Annotated in this window: 19 protein-coding genes; 7 read left to right on the plus strand and 12 right to left on the minus strand. The window is 62.5% G+C overall.

All coding sequences use genetic code 11. The annotated features are described in order from the left end of the window. Positions 1 to 19: 19 nt before the first annotated feature. The 8 genes from ACP7BZ_RS04545 to ACP7BZ_RS04580 form a co-directional block, all read right to left on the minus strand. Positions 20 to 232: a hypothetical protein gene (locus tag ACP7BZ_RS04545; protein ID WP_426110445.1), complete on the minus strand. Its 213-nt coding sequence runs from the start codon at positions 230 to 232 to the stop codon at positions 20 to 22. A gap of 96 nt (positions 233 to 328) precedes the next feature. Then, positions 329 to 1,273 carry a site-specific tyrosine recombinase XerD gene (xerD, locus tag ACP7BZ_RS04550; protein ID WP_426110446.1) on the minus strand — a complete coding sequence of 315 codons (945 nt, stop codon included), beginning with the start codon at positions 1,271 to 1,273 and terminating at the stop codon, positions 329 to 331. Beyond that, complete coding sequence (locus ACP7BZ_RS04555) at positions 1,273 to 1,779, minus strand: methylated-DNA--[protein]-cysteine S-methyltransferase (protein WP_426110553.1); 507 nt, start codon at positions 1,777 to 1,779, stop codon at positions 1,273 to 1,275. Before ACP7BZ_RS04555 ends, xerD begins: the two co-directional genes overlap by 1 nt. A 597-nt stretch (positions 1,780 to 2,376) precedes the next feature. Beyond that, a complete protein-coding gene (locus ACP7BZ_RS04560) occupies positions 2,377 to 3,366 on the minus strand; it encodes a TRAP transporter substrate-binding protein (RefSeq protein WP_426110447.1) in 990 nt (329 codons plus the stop codon). 289 nt (positions 3,367 to 3,655) lie between these two features. Next, complete coding sequence (locus tag ACP7BZ_RS04565) at positions 3,656 to 4,654, minus strand: TRAP transporter substrate-binding protein (protein WP_426110448.1); 999 nt, start codon at positions 4,652 to 4,654, stop codon at positions 3,656 to 3,658. A 217-nt stretch (positions 4,655 to 4,871) separates the two neighbouring features. Next, entirely contained in the window at positions 4,872 to 6,152 is a 1,281-nt protein-coding gene (locus ACP7BZ_RS04570; protein ID WP_426110449.1) for a TRAP transporter large permease, read from the minus strand. After that, positions 6,149 to 6,718, minus strand: a complete 570-nt coding sequence (locus ACP7BZ_RS04575) for a TRAP transporter small permease (RefSeq protein ID WP_426110450.1) — start codon at positions 6,716 to 6,718, stop codon at positions 6,149 to 6,151. Before ACP7BZ_RS04575 ends, ACP7BZ_RS04570 begins: the two co-directional genes overlap by 4 nt. A 118-nt stretch (positions 6,719 to 6,836) precedes the next feature. Next, a complete protein-coding gene (locus ACP7BZ_RS04580; protein WP_426110451.1) occupies positions 6,837 to 7,823 on the minus strand; it encodes a TRAP transporter substrate-binding protein in 987 nt (328 codons plus the stop codon). Between the two features lie 126 nt (positions 7,824 to 7,949). On the opposite strand from ACP7BZ_RS04580, the gene ACP7BZ_RS04585 reads away from it, so the two are divergent. Both ACP7BZ_RS04585 and ACP7BZ_RS04590 read left to right on the plus strand, forming a co-directional pair. Next, complete coding sequence (locus tag ACP7BZ_RS04585; RefSeq protein WP_426110452.1) at positions 7,950 to 9,920, plus strand: two-component system sensor histidine kinase NtrB; 1,971 nt, start codon at positions 7,950 to 7,952, stop codon at positions 9,918 to 9,920. Positions 9,921 to 9,976: 56 nt separating this feature from the next. Beyond that, on the plus strand, positions 9,977 to 10,561 hold the full coding sequence (locus ACP7BZ_RS04590; RefSeq protein ID WP_426110453.1) for a response regulator transcription factor: 585 nt from the start codon (positions 9,977 to 9,979) through the stop codon (positions 10,559 to 10,561). Between the two features lie 19 nt (positions 10,562 to 10,580). Here the strand turns inward: ACP7BZ_RS04590 and ACP7BZ_RS04595 are convergent, their stop codons facing one another. Next, positions 10,581 to 11,057 (minus strand): hypothetical protein, encoded by a 477-nt coding sequence (locus ACP7BZ_RS04595; protein WP_426110454.1) that lies wholly within the window; start codon positions 11,055 to 11,057, stop codon positions 10,581 to 10,583. A 164-nt stretch (positions 11,058 to 11,221) separates the two neighbouring features. On the opposite strand from ACP7BZ_RS04595, the gene ACP7BZ_RS04600 reads away from it, so the two are divergent. Further along, positions 11,222 to 11,596: a DUF3052 family protein gene (locus ACP7BZ_RS04600; RefSeq protein WP_426110455.1), complete on the plus strand. Its 375-nt coding sequence runs from the start codon at positions 11,222 to 11,224 to the stop codon at positions 11,594 to 11,596. A gap of 38 nt (positions 11,597 to 11,634) precedes the next feature. Here ACP7BZ_RS04600 and queG read toward each other — a convergent pair whose 3' ends face one another. After that, positions 11,635 to 12,720, minus strand: a complete 1,086-nt coding sequence (gene queG, locus ACP7BZ_RS04605) for a tRNA epoxyqueuosine(34) reductase QueG (RefSeq protein ID WP_426110456.1) — start codon at positions 12,718 to 12,720, stop codon at positions 11,635 to 11,637. A gap of 70 nt (positions 12,721 to 12,790) precedes the next feature. Here queG and tsaE point away from each other — a divergent pair, with 70 nt between their 5' ends. From tsaE to ACP7BZ_RS04620, 3 genes are read left to right on the plus strand one after another with little or no spacing between them, the layout of a single operon-like run. After that, entirely contained in the window at positions 12,791 to 13,276 is a 486-nt protein-coding gene (gene tsaE, locus ACP7BZ_RS04610; protein WP_426110457.1) for a tRNA (adenosine(37)-N6)-threonylcarbamoyltransferase complex ATPase subunit type 1 TsaE, read from the plus strand. After that, a complete protein-coding gene (locus ACP7BZ_RS04615) occupies positions 13,240 to 14,646 on the plus strand; it encodes an N-acetylmuramoyl-L-alanine amidase (RefSeq protein ID WP_426110458.1) in 1,407 nt (468 codons plus the stop codon). Before tsaE ends, ACP7BZ_RS04615 begins: the two co-directional genes overlap by 37 nt. Before the next feature lie 14 nt (positions 14,647 to 14,660). Further along, positions 14,661 to 15,467 (plus strand): D-hexose-6-phosphate mutarotase, encoded by an 807-nt coding sequence (locus ACP7BZ_RS04620; protein WP_426110555.1) that lies wholly within the window; start codon positions 14,661 to 14,663, stop codon positions 15,465 to 15,467. 3 nt (positions 15,468 to 15,470) lie between these two features. Here ACP7BZ_RS04620 and ACP7BZ_RS04625 read toward each other — a convergent pair whose 3' ends face one another. After that, positions 15,471 to 16,583, minus strand: coding sequence for a carbonic anhydrase (locus ACP7BZ_RS04625; protein WP_426110459.1), 1,113 nt, complete (start codon positions 16,581 to 16,583; stop codon positions 15,471 to 15,473). Positions 16,584 to 16,685: 102 nt separating this feature from the next. Further along, positions 16,686 to 17,333 (minus strand): VTT domain-containing protein, encoded by a 648-nt coding sequence (locus tag ACP7BZ_RS04630; protein ID WP_426110460.1) that lies wholly within the window; start codon positions 17,331 to 17,333, stop codon positions 16,686 to 16,688. Between the two features lie 177 nt (positions 17,334 to 17,510). Here ACP7BZ_RS04630 and ACP7BZ_RS04635 point away from each other — a divergent pair, with 177 nt between their 5' ends. Beyond that, positions 17,511 to 18,449, plus strand: coding sequence for a peptidylprolyl isomerase (locus ACP7BZ_RS04635; RefSeq protein WP_426110461.1), 939 nt, complete (start codon positions 17,511 to 17,513; stop codon positions 18,447 to 18,449). Positions 18,450 to 18,459: the final 10 nt, after the last annotated feature.

Here is an 18,459-nt window from a genome sequence, read left to right on the forward strand (position 1 = left end):
TTTTTTATCGTGCCATTACTTAGATGGGGCTTTCTTCCTGGGGGGAAGCGCGCTCGATGTCGCTGTCGCCGTCAGTGCTGTCGTCGTCTTCGGCGCTGTCGTCCGGCTCGCCGTCGGCGCCTGGATTCGGATGGGCTTTTGCTTCGGCCTTGCGCTTGGCCTTTTCATCGGCTTTCTTTTTTTTCTCCAGCTCGCGCTGTCGTTTTTCGTAAGAAAAATTTGTTTTCGCCATGATTACCTCGTGTGTTGTCTGAATTGAACTTGATGACGCCATTATGACGCATTATGCGCGCCGCATTTGAACTAAGCTATTCGCACCAGGGACCGTCTATGCCCGTGGATGATGGATACCATGTAACTGCTTGAGACGCTCGCGCGCCACGTGCGTGTAAATCTGGGTGGTGGAGATATCTGCATGCCCCAGCAACAACTGGACGACGCGCAAATCAGCCCCATGGTTGAGCAAATGGGTGGCAAACGCATGGCGCAGCGTGTGCGGCGACAGCGGGCCGTCGATGCCGGCGCGTGCCGCGTGTTTTTTAATCAAAACCCAAAACATTTGCCGCGTCATGGCCCCTCCGCGCGCCGTCACGAACAGGGCGTCATCGATCTGACCGTCGAGAATCTGCGCGCGCGCCTCGGCCAGATAGCGCACCAGCCACACGCGTGCCTCGTGGCCGAACGGCACCAAGCGGGTCTTGCTGCCCTTGCCCGTCACCCGCAATACGCCATCATTCAAACTCAGTTCGACCAGTTTCAAGCCCACCAGTTCCGACACCCGCAAGCCACTGGCATACATTAATTCGAGCATGGTGCGCTCGCGCAAACCGAGTTGAGTGCTGACATCGGGCGCCGCCAGCAAGGCTTCTACTTGCCCCTCGGTGAGGGTGTGGACGAAGCGTTGCGGCTGCTTGGCCGACGGCATTTTCAGGCAGGGGTCGACGACGATCTGGCCCTGACGCAAGGCCAGCTGATAAAACCGTTTCAGCACCGACAGGCGGCGGTTGGCCGAACTGGGCTTGGACTGGGCGTGGCGCTCGGCAAAGTAGGCCAGCACATCGGCCGCGCCCACCTGGAGCAGCGTGGCGCAGGCGGGCCGCCGCAGCGCCAGCCAGCGGGCGAACAGGCGCAGGTCGCGCCGGTAGGCTTCGAGCGAGGCCTTGGCCAGGCCCTGCTCGAGCCACAGGTTGTCGCAAAAGGCATCGATCAGGCCGAGGTTGACCGTGGCAACGGCGGCGGCGGCGGCGGGCGCAGCAGCGCTTGCTTCTGCCATCACGTCCACATTGCCTGCTGTTGCCACGGGGTGCCGGCCAGGCTGGCCCCTTCGTGGGTCAGCAGCCAGCGTTTGACGCCCAGGTGAAAGCCGTGCTCGTCGTCATGATGGGAAAAGCCGCCGAGGCCGCCAGCTGCCGTCACCCGGTGGCATGGTATGACCAGCGGAAACCAGTTGGCGCCACACGCCTGCCCCACCGCGCGCGGCGCCGAACCGATGGCCGTCGCCAGCTGGCCATAGGTGCGCACGCTGCCGCGCGCAATGCCCGCAATGGCCGTCCACACGCGCTGCTGAAAGGCACTGCCGACGCTCGCCAGCGGCAAGTCAAAGGTGAAATCGGCATCATCGAGATAGCGCAGCACCTGCCTGGCAGCAAGCTCGGCAGTGGCGTCGACGGGCTCTTTCGCACCAAACTGAGGCGGCAAATACACCAGCTCGCGCACCACGGCGCCGTCGGTGCGAATGCCGATGGCACCGAACGGCGCAGCGACGATGGCGCTAAACACGGGGCCAGTCAGGGGGCCAGTCAGGGGTCCAGACGGGGCGCTGCTGTTGAAGGCGGAATGAGATGCTGGCATGGGGGCAGTGTAGCGCATCGGCGCCGCCGGTAAAACGCTGCCACGGCGGCGCTGGTGAAAAAACAGCCCAAAAAAGGCGAAAAAAAACGCACCCGAAGGTGCGTTCTAAGTATGGTCACGTTTCCGGTCGTTTGGTCAGTGCCAACGACATTCTGTAAAACGTGGGTCTCCTCGATATTTCTCCGGTATGGACTACCGTGCTTTTATCACTACTCCCCAAAACCTGTGTGCATTTACGCTGCAGCGCACCATTGTGGTGCTTGCAAGGCGGAGCAATCATAACGCAAATAATTCTTAAGCTGCGTGGTTTTTTTTGCACTGTAGTTGAATTATTTTTACTTATAGATCAAAGCCAGCAAGCAATGTGATTTCTGTGGTAGCAAGCGCAATGCCCCTGTGGGGTGTGCAGGCGCCCGCGCCGCAGCGGCGTGCGGCACGGGTGCAAAAGGAGGGAAAAAGTGACGCGAAGAGAAGTGCAAGAGTAGCGGACCCGGCCGCGAGCAGCCGGCGTTGCACATGAAAAACTTACTTGGCCTGGCGGGCTATTGCACTCATCAGTTCCTTGCCGATGCGCGCTTCCATCTCAATTTTTACAGGCGCCATGGCGGCACGCCAAGCGGCATTCTCCGCTGGTGTCGGCGTATAAATGGTCGTCATTCCGGATTTTTTGATGGCGTCCAGCGCCAGGTCATTGTCACGTTGGGCAATGGCTTTTTCAAACGTGGTTGCATCAACCAGCGCTTTTTCCAGCAGCACGCGTATGTCCGCCGGCAATCCGTCCCAGAATTTCTTGTTGGCGACCACGGCATTGCCAAGGTAACCATGGTTTGACAAGGTGATGTGTTTTTGCACTTCATGCATTCTCTGCGTCAAAATATTCGACGGTGGATTCTCGGTACCGTCGACGGCTCCCGACTGCAGTGCCTGGAAGGTCTCGGAGAACGACAGCACCACAGGAATAGCACCGACTGCGCGCATCTGCGCTTCGATGACCTTGGAGGACTGAATGCGCATTTTCAAGCCGTTGAGGTCCGCCGGCACGTGCATCGGCGAGTTGGCGGACATGACCTTGAAGCCGTTATCCCAAAAGCCCAGGCCGACGATGCCCTTCGATTCCAGCTTTTGCAGCATCGCCTTGCCAATTGGTCCTTCGGTGACGCTGTATAGCGACTGCTTATTGGCAAAGACGTATGGCACATCGAAAATTTCATATTCCTTGATGCCCAGCTGCAACCCGAACTTCCCCAACGGCGGGGCCAGCATTTGCACAGCGCCCAGCTGCAACGCTTCGAACTCCTCCTTGTCCTTGTAAAGCAGACTGTTGGGATAGACTTCTACCTTTACCCGTCCGCCAGTCAATTTTTCAGCCACCATCTTGAAACGTTCGGCGGCCAAGCCCTTGGGCGCATTGGGCGCGACGTTGTGACTAAATTTGATGACGATCTGCGTCTGGGCATACGCCGCCGACATGCTGACGGCGGCGGCCAAGGCGACCACCAGAGACTTCAATTGCATGCTTCCTCCCCGTTAAACGCAATGCGTAATCATGAATGCGGCTGTCGACAGGGCCGTGCCAGCCATGCTGTCGAAGCGGATACGAAGTTTCACAATATCAGTGGAGTAACAATTAATCCACCATACATAATGACTATAAGTCCGCTTTGAGGAAGCGTTGGAGAGCAATCCGCCAGGAGTCAGACGGGCATGCGTGGGAAAACAAAGGGCAGAATGTGGATGCCATGTGATGCAATAGAACAACACTTGATGCATATCGCCGCGCCAGGCAGGCGCGGCGGTGGGCTATTTATTTGGCCTGGCGGCCGATGGCGGCCATTAATTCCTTGCCGACCCGTCCTTCCATATCTTCCTTGACGGGCGCCATCGCCGCGCGCCAGGCGGCCTGCTCGCTGGGGCTGAGCGTATACACCGTGGTCAAGCCCGATTTCCTGACGGCGTCCAGCGCCAGGTCATTGTCGCGCTGCGAAATGGCTTTTTCAAACACCGTGGCGTCGGCCATCGCCTTGTCGAGCTGTACACGTATGTCGGCAGGCAAACCATCCCAGAATTTCTTGTTGACCAGCACGGCGTAGCCCAGGTAACCGTGGTTCGACACGGTGACGTGCTTTTGCACCTCATGCATGCGCTGGGTGTACATATTCGACGGCGGGTTCTCGGTGCCATCGACCGCCCCCGTCTGCAGCGCCTGGAACACTTCCGACAAGCTCAGTGGCACGGCGACGGCGCCGACCGCTCGCATCTGCGCCTCGAGCACCTTCGATGCCTGGATCCGCATCTTCAAGCCCTTCAAGTCTTCCGGCGCGTGCATCGGCGTGTTCGACGACATCACCTTGAAGCCATTGTCCCAAAAGGCCAGGCCGACGACGCCGCGCGATTCGAGGCGGCGCAGCATGCCCTTGCCGATCGGCCCTTCGGTGACGTTATACAGCGCCTGCTTGGTGGGGAAAATGTAGGGCACGTCGAACACTTCGAATTCTTTGGCGCCCATCGGGCCGAACTTGGCCAGCGAAGGCGCCAGCATCTGGACGGCGCCCAGCTGCAGCGCTTCAAGCTCTTCCTTGTCCTTGTACAGCGAACTGTTGGGATAGACTTCCACCTTGACGCGCCCACCCGTCAGTTTTTCCGCCGCCATCTTGAAGCGCTCGGCCGCCATGCCCTTGGGCGTATTGGGGGCGACGATGTGACTGAACTTGATCACGATCGGCGCCTGGGCCTGCGCCTGCGCCAACGCCGTCGAGATGGTCAGGGCAGCCGTCAGGGCTACCGCCAGAAATTTTAATTGCATGCCAGCTCCTTAATATTCGTGCAAGATCACGACCGTGCCATGGGCGCAGTCGCGACAAAGCCGCAGAATATCAGCTGAGAAACAATTAATCCATTGTGGATAGTAACAATTGGTTATAGCAACTAAATGTGCGCCGCCAGCGGCAAGTGGCGGCCCATGCAAAAAGGGGGGGCAACTAGGTTGCCTCCCCCTTTTTTTGATAAAAGCGCGACGATGTCTAGCTATAAATCAGATTTGGCAACCACAGCGAAATCTGCGGTACATACGTCACCAGCATCAAAAAGCCCAGCATCGTCAACAGCCACGGCATCACCGCCACCGTCAACTCTGAAATGCCCATCTTGGCCACGCCCGAAGCGACGTAGAGATTCAGGCCGACCGGTGGATGGCACATGCCCACTTCCATATTGACGACGATCAGGATGCCGAAGTGCACCGGATCGATGCCCAGCTTCATCGCTACCGGGAACAGGATGGGCGCCATGATCAGCACGATCGACGACGGTTCCATGAAGTTCCCCGCCACCAGCAGCAGGACATTGACCACCAGCAGGAAGGAGACCACACCGAGGCCCTGGCCGATGATCCAGCTGGCCATCGCCTGCGGAATCTGCTCGCTGGTCATCAGGAAGGAAAACAGGATGGCGTTGGTAATGATGTAGAGCAGCATAGCCGACATCGCCGCCGAATCGAGCAGCACCTTGCCGACCTGCCTGAGCTTGAGGTCCTTGTAGACGAACACGGCAATGATGAAGGCATACACGGCCGCCATCGCCGCCGCTTCGGTGGGCGTGAACACCCCCGTATAAATGCCACCCATCACGATGACGATCAGCAGCAAGCCCCAGGCGCTTTCGCGGAACGCTTGCAGGCGCTCCTTCCAGGTCGAACGCACCATGCGCGGATAGTTATGCTTCTTGGCCAGCACCCAGGTGGTCAGGCCAAGGAAGAAGGCCAGCATGATGCCGGGCACCACGCCAGCCATGAACAGCTTGCCCACCGAGGTATTGGTGGTCACCGAATACATCACCATCACGATCGATGGCGGAATCAGGATACCGAGCGCGCCCGACGTCGTGATGACGCCAGCGCCGAAGCGTTTCGGATAGCCCTGCTTGACCATCGCCGGCAGGATGATCGAACCAATCGCCACCACGGTGGCCGGGCTCGATCCCGATACCGCCGCAAACAGCGCGCAGGCCAGCACGCCCGCCAGTGCCAGGCCGCCGTGCCAGTGCCCCACCATCGACGAGGCGAAATTGATCATGCGCCGCGCCACGCCACCGTGGGTGAGGAAGTTACCGGCCAGGATAAAGAAGGGAATGGCCATGATCTCGAAACTTTCCAGCCCGCTAAACAGCTTCATCGCCACCGATTCGATGGGCACGCTGGTCATGGTGAACAGGAAAGTCAACACGGTCAGACCGAGGGCGATCGACACCGGCATGCCGGTGACCAGCAGCACCAGCAACAGGGCGAAAATAATCAGGGCGCTCATGCGATCCCCTTTCCTACGGGTGCAATCTGTTCATCGAGGCCTTCGACATGCGAATGGTCGTGGTGCGGTACGTCACCGGTGCGGATAAAACCGGTCAACACTTGCAGGAAACGGAAGCACATCAGGTAGGAGCCCAGTGGCACCGCCAGATACACGATCCACGACGGAATTTCGAGGTCGGGCGAGGTCGAGCTGGTGTGGTACATCTTATAGACGAAGATGGCGCCCAGGGTACCGATCAAGCCCGTAAACACGGCGCCCGAGAGCAGGGCGAAACCGACCATCACCTTGCGGTTTTTTTCGCTCAGGCGGTTGACCAGCACATCGACGCCCACGTGGATGCCGGTGCGCACGCCATAGGCGGCACCGAACTTGGCCATCCACACCCCCATATAGATGCACAATTCCTGGGCCCAGCTGGTGTTCAGAGAAATCAGGTAATCCTGCACGCCCGGAATGGGCAGGCCGGACAGATAGCGGTGGACCACCGCAACAAACACGACCAGCGTGGCACTGGCCATCAAGGTCGCAATGATCCACTCTTCGAGACGATCGAGGATTTTCATGGAAGACTTTCAGAGATGAGCGGGCGCCTGCCGACGGCAGCGCCACGCAGCGAACGATACTAACGACGCGGACAACACCAGGCGCCGCGGCCGGACCAGGCCGGCGCGGCGCCGGCGCTTACTTGGCCTGCTTGGTGATCGCGCCGATCAAGTCCTTGCCGATGCGGCCTTCCATCTCCTTTTGCACCGGCGCCAGCGCGGTGCGCCAGGCGGTCTGTTCGGCCGGGGTGAGGTTGTAGACGGTGGTCTTGCCAGTCTTTTTGATCGCTTCCATGGCCAGATCATTGTCGCGCTGGGCAATCGCCTTTTCAAACGTGGTGGCGTCGGCCATGGCCTTTTCCAGCTGCTTGCGTATATCGGCCGGCAAACCATCCCAGAATTTCTTGTTGACGATGACGGCGTAGCCCAGGTAGCCATGGTTCGACATCGTCACGTGCTTTTGCACCTCATGCATTTTCTGGGTGTACATATTCGATGGCGGATTTTCGGTGCCGTCGACCACCCCCGTCTGCAGTGCCTGGTAGACTTCGGAAAATGCCAGCACCTGCGGATTGGCGCCCAGCGCGCGCATCTGCGACTCGAGCACCTTGGACGACTGGATGCGCATTTTCAGCCCCTTGAAGTCTTCGGGCGCATGCATCGGCTTGTTGGCCGACATCACCTTAAAACCGTTGTCCCAGAATGCCAGGCCGATGATGCCCTTCGATTCGAGGCGCTGCAACATGCCCTTGCCGATCGGCCCTTCGGTGACGTTATAGAGTGCTTGCTTGCTAGGGAAAATGTACGGCAGGTCGAACACTTCGAATTCTTTGGCGCCCAGCGGGCCGAACTTGGCCAGCGACGGCGCCAGCATCTGCACGGCGCCCAGTTGCAGCGCTTCCATTTCTTCTTTGTCTTTGTAGAGCTGGCTGTTCGGGTAGACTTCGACCTTGACGCGGCCACCGGTGGCTTTTTCCGCCATCATCTTGAAGCGCTCGGCAGCCTGCCCTTTCGGTGTATCGGTGGCGACCACGTGGCTAAATTTGATGACGATCGGCGCCTGCGCCCAGGCGGCAGACATGCTGACGGCGGCGGCCAGGGCGATTACCAGGGATTTGAATTGCATGCTATCTCCTCATTGAATGAATTTTTAGTGGTTGGGCCACTTTTGCCCGAGTCTGCATCAGCCCCTACTTACTTGCTATTGTGGAATTCCACAATATCCTTAAAGCAATACTCCTTCGCATAAAATATGATCAAGGCGTTCACCTCTCTCACCCAGCAACTGCGCTGGCCGCTGCGTTTTTTGCTGCCGGCGACGCTGGTGCTGCTATTCATCGCCGTACTGGTCTGGCTGCCATGGCAGGCACGCGCAATGGAGAGCAATGAGCGGCAGGAGCAATTGATTGCCGATACCTTGTGGGTCGAGCAATCGCTGCGCTTTGAACTGAACCGCAGCGAAGATGCGCTGGCCAGCCTAGGCACCGAACTGGTCAACCAGCCGCCGCACGCCCTCATCGAGACACGCATGAGCCAGCTGCTCAACAATGGCCACGAGTTACGCAGCATCCGCTGGCTGGGCGCCGACGGCGCCGCCATCATGGAACAGGGCAGCATCGTGCCCGGCGCCACCGTCACCGGCGCCTCCCTGACGGCCTGGGAGTATGCCCGTGCCACCCGCGCCAGCCGCTACAGTGAGCCCTTCGCCATCAGCGCGGGCGGCCCGGCGGTGATCGATTTTTACCTGCCGCTGTACCGCGGCCGCCAGTACGTCGGCAGCCTGGCCGCCACCTATGACTTGAAAACCCTGCTCGAGGAAACGGTGCCGTGGTGGTTCGCCCAGGACAACGCCATCGCCCTGATCGACCGCGACGACCGCCCGCTGGCGCGGCGGGTGGCCGCCGGCCCCGGCCGCGGCGTCTACACCCACAAGCGCGTGCTCGACTTGCCGGGCTCGTCGATGATCCTGTCGACCGACAGCGTCAAGGGCCCGCCCCGCCTGTTGCCGAACCTGCTGGTCGGCACCGTGATCCTGCTGGGCCTGGGCCTGCTGGCGTCGCTGGCGGCGCTGTGGCGCCACATTGCCCGCCGGCTGCTGGCCGAAGGGGCGCTGCGCCAGCAGATGGCGTTTCGGACGGCGATGGAAAATTCGCTGGTGACGGGATTGCGCGCGCGCGACCTGACTGGCCGCGTCACCTACGTCAACCCGGCCTTTTGCCAGATCGTCGGCCTGCCGCCGGAAGAGCTGGTTGGCAAGGTGCCACCGATGGCCTACTGGGCGCCGGAAGCGATGGCCGACTACCAGCAGCGTTTTGCGGCGGTGCTGGCCGGCCACATCACGCCGCAGTTCGAAACCATTTTTCAGCGCTCCGACGGCGTGCGCGTGCCGGTGCTTATTTTCGAGGCGCCGCTGGTCGACAGCGATGGCCGCCAGACCGGATGGATGGGCTCGATCCTCGACATATCCGATCGCAAGAACGCCGAAGAACTGGCCCGCCAACAACAAGAAAAACTCAGCGCCAGCGCGCGCCTGGCCACCATGGGCGAAATTTCATCGATGCTGGCGCACGAACTGAATCAACCGCTGGCGGCCATTTCCAGCTACACCACGGGCGCCTTAAACCTGCTGGGACGGGCCGCCGAGCAGGGCGCCAGCGTCGATGCCGCCCTGCTCAAACCGGCACTCGAGCAAGCCAGTGCGCAAGCGCGGCGGGCCGGGCAGATCATCCGCAGCGTGCACGAGTTCGTCAAAAAGCGCGAACCGCAGCGCCAGCTGGTGCAGCTGCGCGGCGTGGTCGAAGGCATCGCCACCCTGATCGAAATGCAGGCCAGCAAACATTTTGTCAGCATTCACAATGACATCCCGGCCAGCCTGCCGGCCGTCAGCGCCGACCGCATGCTGCTCGAACAAGTCTTGCTCAACCTGACCCGCAATGGCATCGAAGCCATGCAGGACGTGGCCCCCGAGCGACGCGTGCTGCGCCTGACCGGCACCATCACTGGCGGCCAGGTGCTGGTGACGGTGATCGACCAGGGCCACGGCATCGCACCGGCGGTGGCCGAGCGGCTGTTTTCACCGTTCTTTTCCACCAAGGCCGAGGGCATGGGCATGGGCTTGTCGATTTGCCGTACCGCTATCGAATTTCATGGCGGCACACTGACCCATTGCGACAACCCGGGTGGCGGCACCCTGTTCCGCTTTGCGCTGCCGGCCCGGCCATAGGCTAAAATCCACCACGGCCAGTTTCGCGCCCGCCTACAAAAATACTGGAGACCAGCATGTTGCACATCGTCGACGACGAGGACGTCATCCGTGACGCCCTGGCCTGGCTGGCCCAGACCCGTGGCATCGAAGCGCGCGGCTACGCCAGCGCCCACCAGTTCCTCGAGCAGGCGGCCAGCGACTTCGATGCCGACGGCGACTGTGTGCTGCTCGATGTGCGCATGCCCGACCTGAACGGGGTGGCGGTGTTCGATCAGCTGGCCGCGCGCGAGCTGACGCGGCGCATGCCGGTAATTTTTTTGACCGGCCACGGCGACGTCCCGATGGCAGTCGACACCCTCAAACGGGGTGCCTTCGATTTCTTTGAAAAGCCGTTCAACGACAACCAGCTGATGGACCGCGTCGAAGAAGCACTGGCGCAATCGCGCCAGGCCGGCGCCGGCGCCGCCGTGCAGTCACGGCTGGCAACGCTGTCGGCGCGCGAACGCGAAGTGCTCGAGCTGATCCTGGCCGGCAAACTGAACAAGGTGGTCGCCGATGAGCTGGGCATCAGCATGCGCACGGTGGAAGTGCACCGCGCCCATATTTTCGACAAGATGCGGGTCAAGACGGCAGTCGAGCTGGCGGGCCTGCTCAAGTAAGCTTGCACGGCGCGCCAGATTAAAACATGCGCGGACAACTGCCGATCAGCGGTTCGCCCACATTCGCCCTGCCCTGGTCAGCCTTGTTCTTGTCCTGATAGCGCACGCAGAAGGGGCCGACCAGTGCGCCAGTGATCCGGTACACCTTGCGCTGATCGTCGCCCGGTGGCGTGAAGTCTTCGATTTTGGCGGCCTGGTACCAGCGGTTGGGTGCGGCCGCATGGGCCTCTTCGAAGCCCCTGGCCAGTTTGTCCATTTGCGAGGCGGTGCCGCTCAGCGGTGCAGCCTTTGGCGGCAGTTGCCGGTTGGCGGCCTGCGCTGCCGCCTGCGCGGTGGCGCGCTCGGCCGCTTCCTGCTGCGCTTCGCGGCTGGCATCGAGGCGCGCCAGCCGTTTGAGTTCGTCGAAGTCGATGGCAGCGGCCGGCGCGCAGGCGAGCAGCGCCGCCAGCAGCGCGCACGCAGTCACTCGGCAAGGCTGAAACGGGCGCAGCAACATGGCACATTCCTCAGGTCATAGAAAATCATCATGTCATGGCCGTGCTGGCGGGCCACAGCCCATTGCAAAGTAGCAGCAGACGACACCTTGGGTAGCGGCGCGCTGCCGCGCAAGCGAAGCTTGTAGAATCGTAGCACTGAACCGATCTAGCCGAGGGCCTCTCCATGAGCGAAAAAACCGTTGCAGACAAAATGTTTTTAAGAAACGTCAAGTCGATTGCCGTCCTCAATGGTGCGGCCCATCCCGCCATGGTGGCGCAATTGCCGCAGGAATTGCTCAGTGCGGGCGACGACCCGGCCGACGTCGTCGTGCTGATCGCCATCAACCAGAAGCAGCTCGATGAATTGTTGCCGCTGGCCAGCGAGCGGCTGGGCGACAAGGGTTCCCTGTGGATCGTCTACATGAAGCAAAGCGCGCCGAAGGCAACCGACATCAACCGCGATACCATCAACGCCACTGCCGGACTGCACGGCATCACGGCGGTGGCCATCATTTCGGTCGACGCCGACTGGTCGGCGCTGCGCCTGAAACGACTGTAAGCCGACTGTAGTCCCACCGGAGCGCAATGACGCCGACCTCAACCGTGGCGCGCGAGCGCCCACGCCACATGCTCGCGCACCAGCGCCGAGGGGTGATCCGCGCGCGCCTGCAAGGCCGCCACCAGGGCGGCGTTGCCGCGCGCGCCAGTGGCGGCATTGCCCAAGGCCACCGCGATATTGCGCAGCCAGCGTTCATGGCCAATGCGGCGGATCGGGCTACCCTCGAGGCGGCGATGAAACGCGTCTTCGTCCCAGCCAAACAGGTCGACCAGGGTGGCCGATCCCAGGCCATTGCGCTCGTCGAAATCGGCCAGCACGGCACGCTGCGCATACTTGTTCCACGGACAGGCGGTCTGGCAATCGTCGCAGCCATAGATATGGTTGCCCATTAGCGGGCGCAGCTCAAGGGGAATCTGTCCTTTCAGTTCGATGGTCAGATAGGAAATGCAGCGGCGCGCGTCGAGCCGGCCGGGACCGAGAATGGCGCCGGTGGGGCAGACATCGATGCAACTGCTGCACTGGCCGCAATGGGCGCTGACGGCGGCGTCGACAGGCAGCGCCAGGTCAACCAGTATTTCGCCAATAAAAAACATCGAACCGGCCTGGCGGTTCAATAACAGGGTGTGCTTGCCGCGCCAGCCCAGCCCCGCTTTTTGCGCCAGCGGCAATTCCATCACGGGCGCCGAATCGGTAAATACGCGGTAGCCGAAGGGGCCGATGGCGTGCTCGATGCGCGCGGCCAGCTGCTGCAGGCGCGACCGTAAGACCTTGTGATAGTCGCGCCCGCGCGCATACAGCGACACCACCGCTGCCGCCGGATCGGCCAACCGCGCCGCTTCGCGCGCGCGCCAGTCGGCGGCGGCGTTCTTGGGCAGATAATCCATGCGCACACTGATCGCCCGCAGCGTGCCCGGCAGCAGCTCGGCGGGGCGGGCGCGCTTGCTGCCGTGGCTTGCCATATAATCCATCTCGCCGTGATGGCCCTGTGCCAGCCACGCCTGCAGACCCGCTTCGGCCTGCCCCAGGTCGACGTCGGCAATACCGACCTCGGCAAAACCGAGTTGCACGCCCCAGGCCTTGATGGCGGCGGCCAGTTCAATCAAATCGGGGGGCGGTGAAGGCATGCGGTCCAGGCAAGGGGGAACGACGGGCGAAAATACAGGCGACATCTTTTTCAACTCACTATTTTATGCGATGCAGCACTTCACAGCCTACCTCCGCGATGACGACGCCACCAATGCCCTCGGCGCCGCCCTCGCGCGCGTGCTGCTGCCGGGCCTGGTGATCTACCTGCACGGTGACCTCGGCGCCGGCAAGACCGCCCTCACCCGCGCGCTGCTGCACGCCGCTGGCCACGTCGGCAAGGTCAAAAGCCCCACCTACACCTTGTCAGAACCCTACCAGGTGCAGCTCGATGGCCGCGCCGTGCAAGTGATCCATTTCGACCTGTACCGGATGGGCAGCGCCGAAGAGTTTCTCGACGCCGGCTTTCGCGAAGCGTTCAATCAAGACAACATCTGCATCGTCGAGTGGCCGGAAAAGGGCGATCCCGTGCTGCCGCCGCCCGATCTGGACGTGTTTCTGCACGTGGCGGGCACGGGTCGTGAGGTAGAATTGCAAGCGTTGTCCCACCTGGGTTCGCTATGTCTCGACCGCCTTTCCTTTCCGCCGCGCCCGTGATTCGGGAAGCTGCCCGCGCCAGCGCGCAGCGCCGTCGCCGCGTGCTGCTCAAGGCCGGTGGCACCCTGCTGTTATCGGTGCTGGCGCCGCTGCCGGCAATGGCCGCGCAAATTCTCGCCGTGCGCGTGTGGCCAGCGCCCGACTACACCCGCGTTACCCTGGAAAACGACAGCGAACTGAAAGTGACGCACTTTGTCGTGCCCGATCCGCACCGGCTGGTGGTCGATATCGAGGGCCTGGAACTGAATGCCACCCTGAAAACCCTGGTGGCCAAGGTGCAGTCGAACGACCCGTATATCCGCCAGGTGCGGGTGGGCCAGAACCGGCCCGGTGTGGTGCGCCTGGTGTTTGACCTGAAGGAAGAAATCCGCCCCCAGGTGTTTACATTGGCGCCGGTCGGCAATTACCAGCACCGCCTGATTTTCGACCTGTATCCCGTCAAGCCGCTCGACCCGATCGCCGCCATGATCGAAAAAGGCGACTGGTCGCGCGACCCCGATGCGCCGGTCGGCGAGCTGGTGGCGCGGCCGCTGCCGTTGCCGCCGGCGCCGGCCGCCGGCGCCGGCCCTGTGACTGGCGCGGTGCCGGCACCGACGCCGACGCCGACGCAGGAAACGCTGGCGCAGACCAAACCGGCCCTGCGCGCCGAACAAAAAGTGGCGCGCATGATCACCATCGCGCTCGACCCCGGCCACGGCGGCGAAGACCCGGGCGCCACCGGCGCCACCGGCACGCGCGAAAAAGACATCGTGCTGGCGATTGCCAAGCGCCTTAAATTCAAGCTCGAAGAGTTGCCGAACATGCGCGTCATGCTCACCCGCGACGGCGATTATTTTGTGCCCCTCAACCAGCGCGTGGACAAAGCGCGCAAGGTGCAGGCCGACCTGTTCGTCTCGATTCACGCCGATGCGTTTGTCGAGCCATCGGCACGCGGCTCGTCGGTGTTCGTGCTGTCGGAAAAAGGGGCGTCGTCGACCGCGGCGCGCTGGCTGGCCAACAAGGAAAACCTCGCCGATGCGGTCGGCGGCGTCAATATCGGCAGCCAGGACCGCCAGCTCGCCAGCGTCTTGCTGGACCTGTCGACGACGGCGCAAATCAACGACAGCCTCAAGCTGGGCAAGGCGGTGCTCGGTGAAATTGGCGGCATCGCCAAGCTGCACCGGGGCGCCGTCGAGCAGGCCGGCTTTGCCGTGCTGAAGGCGCCCGATGTGCCCTCGATCCTGATCGAGACGGCCTTCATTTCCAATCCCGAGGAAGAAGCGCGCCTGAAGGACAATGGCTACCAGGACCAGATCGCCACTGCCATCACGCGCGGCATCCGCCGTTATTTTGCCAACAACCCGCCGCTGGCCAAGGGCCGGCTCACCTGAAAGCGACGCGCGTGATGTCGATCACCCAGTTTGGCCAGCTGCCCGCACTGCGGCTGACCTGCGCCGATGGCGCCAGCGCCCTGATCACCCTGTTCGGCGCCCAGCTGGTGTCGTGGACCACCGCCGATGGCGCCGAGCAGCTGTTTTGTTCGGCCCGCTCGGCAGTGGACGGCAGCCGCGCCATTCGCGGCGGCGTGCCGGTGATCTTCCCCCAGTTTAATGAGCGCGGCCCCATCCTCCGCCATGGCTTTGCGCGGCTGAGTCACTGGACGCTGGAACAGAGCGGCACCGATGGCGAACGCAGCTTTGCCGTGCTGACGCTGACGGCCGCCCAGCTGGCGCCCGAACGCGCCGCCGAATGGCCGCATGCGTTCGTCCTGCGCCTGCGCGTGGCAGTGGGCGGCGACAGCCTGGCGCTGACGCTCGAAGTCGACAACACCGGATCGACACCGTTCGATTTTTCCGCGGCGCTGCATAGCTACCACCGCGTTGACGATGTGGCTGCAGTGCGCATCACTGGCGTGCAAGCGCAGCCTTTGGTAATCGGCGCCGCGCTCGACGCCATCTATGAAGGGGTCGGCACGCTCAGCATGACCGATGGCGGCCGCACGCTGCACTCGACCCAGAGCGGGTTTAGCGACGCCGTCGTGTGGAACCCCGGTGCTGCCGGCAGCGCCGCCGCCGCCGCCGCCGCCGATATGGCCGCCGACGACTACCGCCACTTCGTCTGCATCGAGCCGGCCGTCATTGCGCCGCTGACCCTGGCCGCCGGCAGCGGCTGGCGCGGCCACAACACCTTGCGCGTGCGCCCTACTAAGTAAACGCTAGTTCGATTCCTTCACCACCCGCCCGCTGCCCGGCTGAATCGGCCGCGCATTGAGGGGATACAGGCGGCTAAACAGCGCCATCTGCGCGGGCGACGCCGGCATCGGCTGCTTCATCACCAGCCACAGCACGCCTTCCGAGCACGGCGGCGTGGTGAGCGAGCCCATAAACGTAAAGTATTCGCGTTTTTTCGGCAGGATGTCGTTGACGTCGAGCGCCACCACCGGGTTGACCACCATGTTTTTTTCCAGCGGCAGGTTGTTCCAGACGGTCTGGATCAAGCCACTGGCGGCGCCCCGCTCGAGCAGCACGGCGACCACCGCCAGGTTGCCTTCGCCATCTTTATGCACCAGGTGCACCACCATCTCGGTGCCGCGTCCGTTGATTTTTTCTTCCGACGGCCGGTGGAAGTGAAATTGCTGCAGCTCGTAGGTGCGGTTCTGCACCGTGATGTAATTGCCCAGCCCGACATTGACCTGGATGGTGTGGCCATTGTCGATCACATTAAAACCGGAAGCGCGGTAATCGAAGGCGATCTGCTCGAGATCGACTTTCATGCCGTCACGCAGATCGATGGGCGACTGCCGGCTGCCGGTGCCGCACTTGGCCCAGCTTGAATTAATCTTGCTCCAGTTGGCCGGGCCGGTGTCGCCGTCATACGACCAGTGGTTGCCATTTGCATGGACGGGCGCGGGCGCGGCGTCGCTATGGCTGGCGGTGGCAGCGACCATCGCCATGGCAGCGGCCTGCTCGCGCTGGCGCTGGGCGGCCTCGGCCAGCTTGCGCGATTTGGCGGCAGCGGCGCTGCGCGCGGCCTGGTTGGCGCGCATGGCCGCCAGGCGCGTGGCAATTTTTGCCGACAGCTCCGCTTCCGATTCCTCTTCCTTGGCGCGCTGCGCCGCCACCGGCGAGGCAGTGACCTGCTTGACGACGACCGGCGCCTTGGCGCCTTCCGCCTTGGCCGCTTCGGCAGCCTTGGCCAGTTCACCCTTGGGTGCTTCGGCCTTGGCGCTGGCAGCGGAAGCGGCGCCGTGGGCGGCCGCAGGCGGATCATTGGCTTGCGCGGCGCCGGCGGCCAGACAACAAACGAGCAGGGAAATCAGGGTGCGCATGGGATTCCAGAAAGTCACTTTACTGTCTGGTTATCGGCGCGCCCCACCTAAAACTTGAGCCGTGCGGCAACATTTGTCCTATATTTGTATTGCCTTGCTGACTTACGAGCGGCGCAGCAGCTTGCGACCGACCTTCCACAGGCCGCCCAGCGCCACCGGCACTACGGCAACGGCGACACCGAGCAACACGATGGTGGTGAGGTGATCGCGCACCATCGGGATATTGCCAAAGAAATAGCCGGCAGTGACCAGCGACAGCACCCACAGCGCGGCGCCGGTGATGTTGTAGAGCTGAAAGCGGCCGTGGGTCATGTCCGACACGCCGGCGACAAACGGCGCAAAGGTGCGCACCACCGGCACGAAGCGCGCCAGGATGATGGTCTTGCCGCCGTGTTTTTCAAAAAATTCGTGGGTGCGCCGCAAGGCATCCTTGTTGAGCCAGCGGTAGTCGTGGGTGAACACGCGCTGGCCGATCGCTTCGCCGATATAGTAATTGAGGGTGTTGCCGGTGACGGCAGCGGTGATCAACAGCGCCAGCAGCAGCGGATAACTCATCTGCCCGGTGGCGCAAAAGGCGCCGGCGATGAATAGCAAGGTGTCGCCCGGAAAAAAGAACAGCACCACCAGGCCGGTCTCGCAAAACACGATGGCAAACAGCACCGCGTAGACGTAGACACCATACTGGGCGAGCAACATGCCCAGGGTTTTATCGACATGCAAAATCATGTCGAAAAATTGCATCAGATCCATAGTCATCCTAAAAGGTAGCCGCGCATCATACCACCCCGCACCCGGCGGTATTGACCGCAAGGGGCCGCTTGGACAGGATTTTTTTATGACATCTTCGTTTCTTGAACTGTCATTGTTTTAGATCAAAACAAATGGCTTGCCATTACAATCAGGCTGCCCTGCCGACTGGAGACCCGCATGCGTATTGCCCGCCTGACCGCCCTCGCTACCCTCGCCGTCCAGGGCGCCTTGCTGGCGCCCTGTCCACGCGCCGCCGAACTGCCGCCGCGGCCGACGCTGGCCGACGTCATCCAGACCTCCAGCGCCGCCGACTGGCGCCCGCTCGATCCGGCCAGCACCCTGTACATGGAATTGCCGGGCGGACGCGTGGTGATCGAACTGGCGCCGCTGTTCGCCCCGCGCCACGTCGCCAACATCCGCACGCTGGTGCGCGAACACTATTTCGACGGCCTGGCGGTGATCCGCTCGCAGGACAACTGGGTGGTGCAGTGGGGCGACGCCGATGAAGCGCAGCCCAAATCGTTCGGCAGCGCCAAGGCCGCGCTGGCCGCTGAATTTACCATCGCGATGGCGGCGGACCGCCAGTTCACCCGCCTGCCCGAGCGCGATGGCTACGCCGCCCAGGTCGGCCATTCGAACGGCATGCCATCGGCGCGCGACCCCAAAACGCGGCGCGCCTGGCTGGCCCACTGCTATGGCATGGTGGGGGTTGGCCGCGACAACGACGCCGACAGCGGCAATGGCAGCGCGCTGTACGTGGTGATCGGCCAGGCACCCCGTCAGCTCGACCGCAACATCACCGTGGTCGGCCGGGTGGTGGCCGGCATGGCACTGCTGTCGACGGTGCCGCGCGGGCCCGGCGCCATGGGCTTTTTTGACCAGCCTGCGCAGCAGGTGCCGATCGCCAGCATCAAGCTTGCGGCCGACGTCGCGCCGGCCCAGCGCAGCGAACTCGAAGTGATGCGCACCGACAGTGCCGCGTTTGCCCGCGCCGTCGAGGCCCAGCGCAACCGCGGCGGGCCGTGGACCAAGGTGGCGGCCGGCTATATCGACCTGTGCAACGCGCCGATTCCGGTGCGTGCGCGCGCCGGCACCAGCTCGAACTCGCGCCCCTGAACGGGCGTGG

It is taken from the genome of Massilia sp. PWRC2 (assembly GCF_049896725.1).
Taxonomy (GTDB): Bacteria; Pseudomonadota; Gammaproteobacteria; order Burkholderiales; family Burkholderiaceae_D; genus JAFCUW01.

Coding starts and splice junctions, on each gene's coding strand:
- ACP7BZ_RS04545 (WP_426110445.1), bottom strand. CDS start 232: ATGGCGAAAACAAATTTTTCTTACGAAAAACGACAGCGCGAGCTGGAG.
- xerD (WP_426110446.1), bottom strand. CDS start 1,273: ATGGCAGAAGCAAGCGCTGCTGCGCCCGCCGCCGCCGCCGCCGTTGCC.
- ACP7BZ_RS04560 (WP_426110447.1), bottom strand. CDS start 3,366: ATGCAATTGAAGTCTCTGGTGGTCGCCTTGGCCGCCGCCGTCAGCATG.
- ACP7BZ_RS04565 (WP_426110448.1), bottom strand. CDS start 4,654: ATGCAATTAAAATTTCTGGCGGTAGCCCTGACGGCTGCCCTGACCATC.
- ACP7BZ_RS04570 (WP_426110449.1), bottom strand. CDS start 6,152: ATGAGCGCCCTGATTATTTTCGCCCTGTTGCTGGTGCTGCTGGTCACC.
- ACP7BZ_RS04575 (WP_426110450.1), bottom strand. CDS start 6,718: ATGAAAATCCTCGATCGTCTCGAAGAGTGGATCATTGCGACCTTGATG.
- ACP7BZ_RS04580 (WP_426110451.1), bottom strand. CDS start 7,823: ATGCAATTCAAATCCCTGGTAATCGCCCTGGCCGCCGCCGTCAGCATG.
- ACP7BZ_RS04585 (WP_426110452.1), top strand. CDS start 7,950: ATGATCAAGGCGTTCACCTCTCTCACCCAGCAACTGCGCTGGCCGCTG.
- ACP7BZ_RS04590 (WP_426110453.1), top strand. CDS start 9,977: ATGTTGCACATCGTCGACGACGAGGACGTCATCCGTGACGCCCTGGCC.
- ACP7BZ_RS04595 (WP_426110454.1), bottom strand. CDS start 11,057: ATGTTGCTGCGCCCGTTTCAGCCTTGCCGAGTGACTGCGTGCGCGCTG.
- ACP7BZ_RS04600 (WP_426110455.1), top strand. CDS start 11,222: ATGAGCGAAAAAACCGTTGCAGACAAAATGTTTTTAAGAAACGTCAAG.
- queG (WP_426110456.1), bottom strand. CDS start 12,720: ATGCCTTCACCGCCCCCCGATTTGATTGAACTGGCCGCCGCCATCAAG.
- tsaE (WP_426110457.1), top strand. CDS start 12,791: ATGCAGCACTTCACAGCCTACCTCCGCGATGACGACGCCACCAATGCC.
- ACP7BZ_RS04615 (WP_426110458.1), top strand. CDS start 13,240: ATGTCTCGACCGCCTTTCCTTTCCGCCGCGCCCGTGATTCGGGAAGCT.
- ACP7BZ_RS04620 (WP_426110555.1), top strand. CDS start 14,661: ATGTCGATCACCCAGTTTGGCCAGCTGCCCGCACTGCGGCTGACCTGC.
- ACP7BZ_RS04625 (WP_426110459.1), bottom strand. CDS start 16,583: ATGCGCACCCTGATTTCCCTGCTCGTTTGTTGTCTGGCCGCCGGCGCC.
- ACP7BZ_RS04630 (WP_426110460.1), bottom strand. CDS start 17,333: ATGGATCTGATGCAATTTTTCGACATGATTTTGCATGTCGATAAAACC.
- ACP7BZ_RS04635 (WP_426110461.1), top strand. CDS start 17,511: ATGCGTATTGCCCGCCTGACCGCCCTCGCTACCCTCGCCGTCCAGGGC.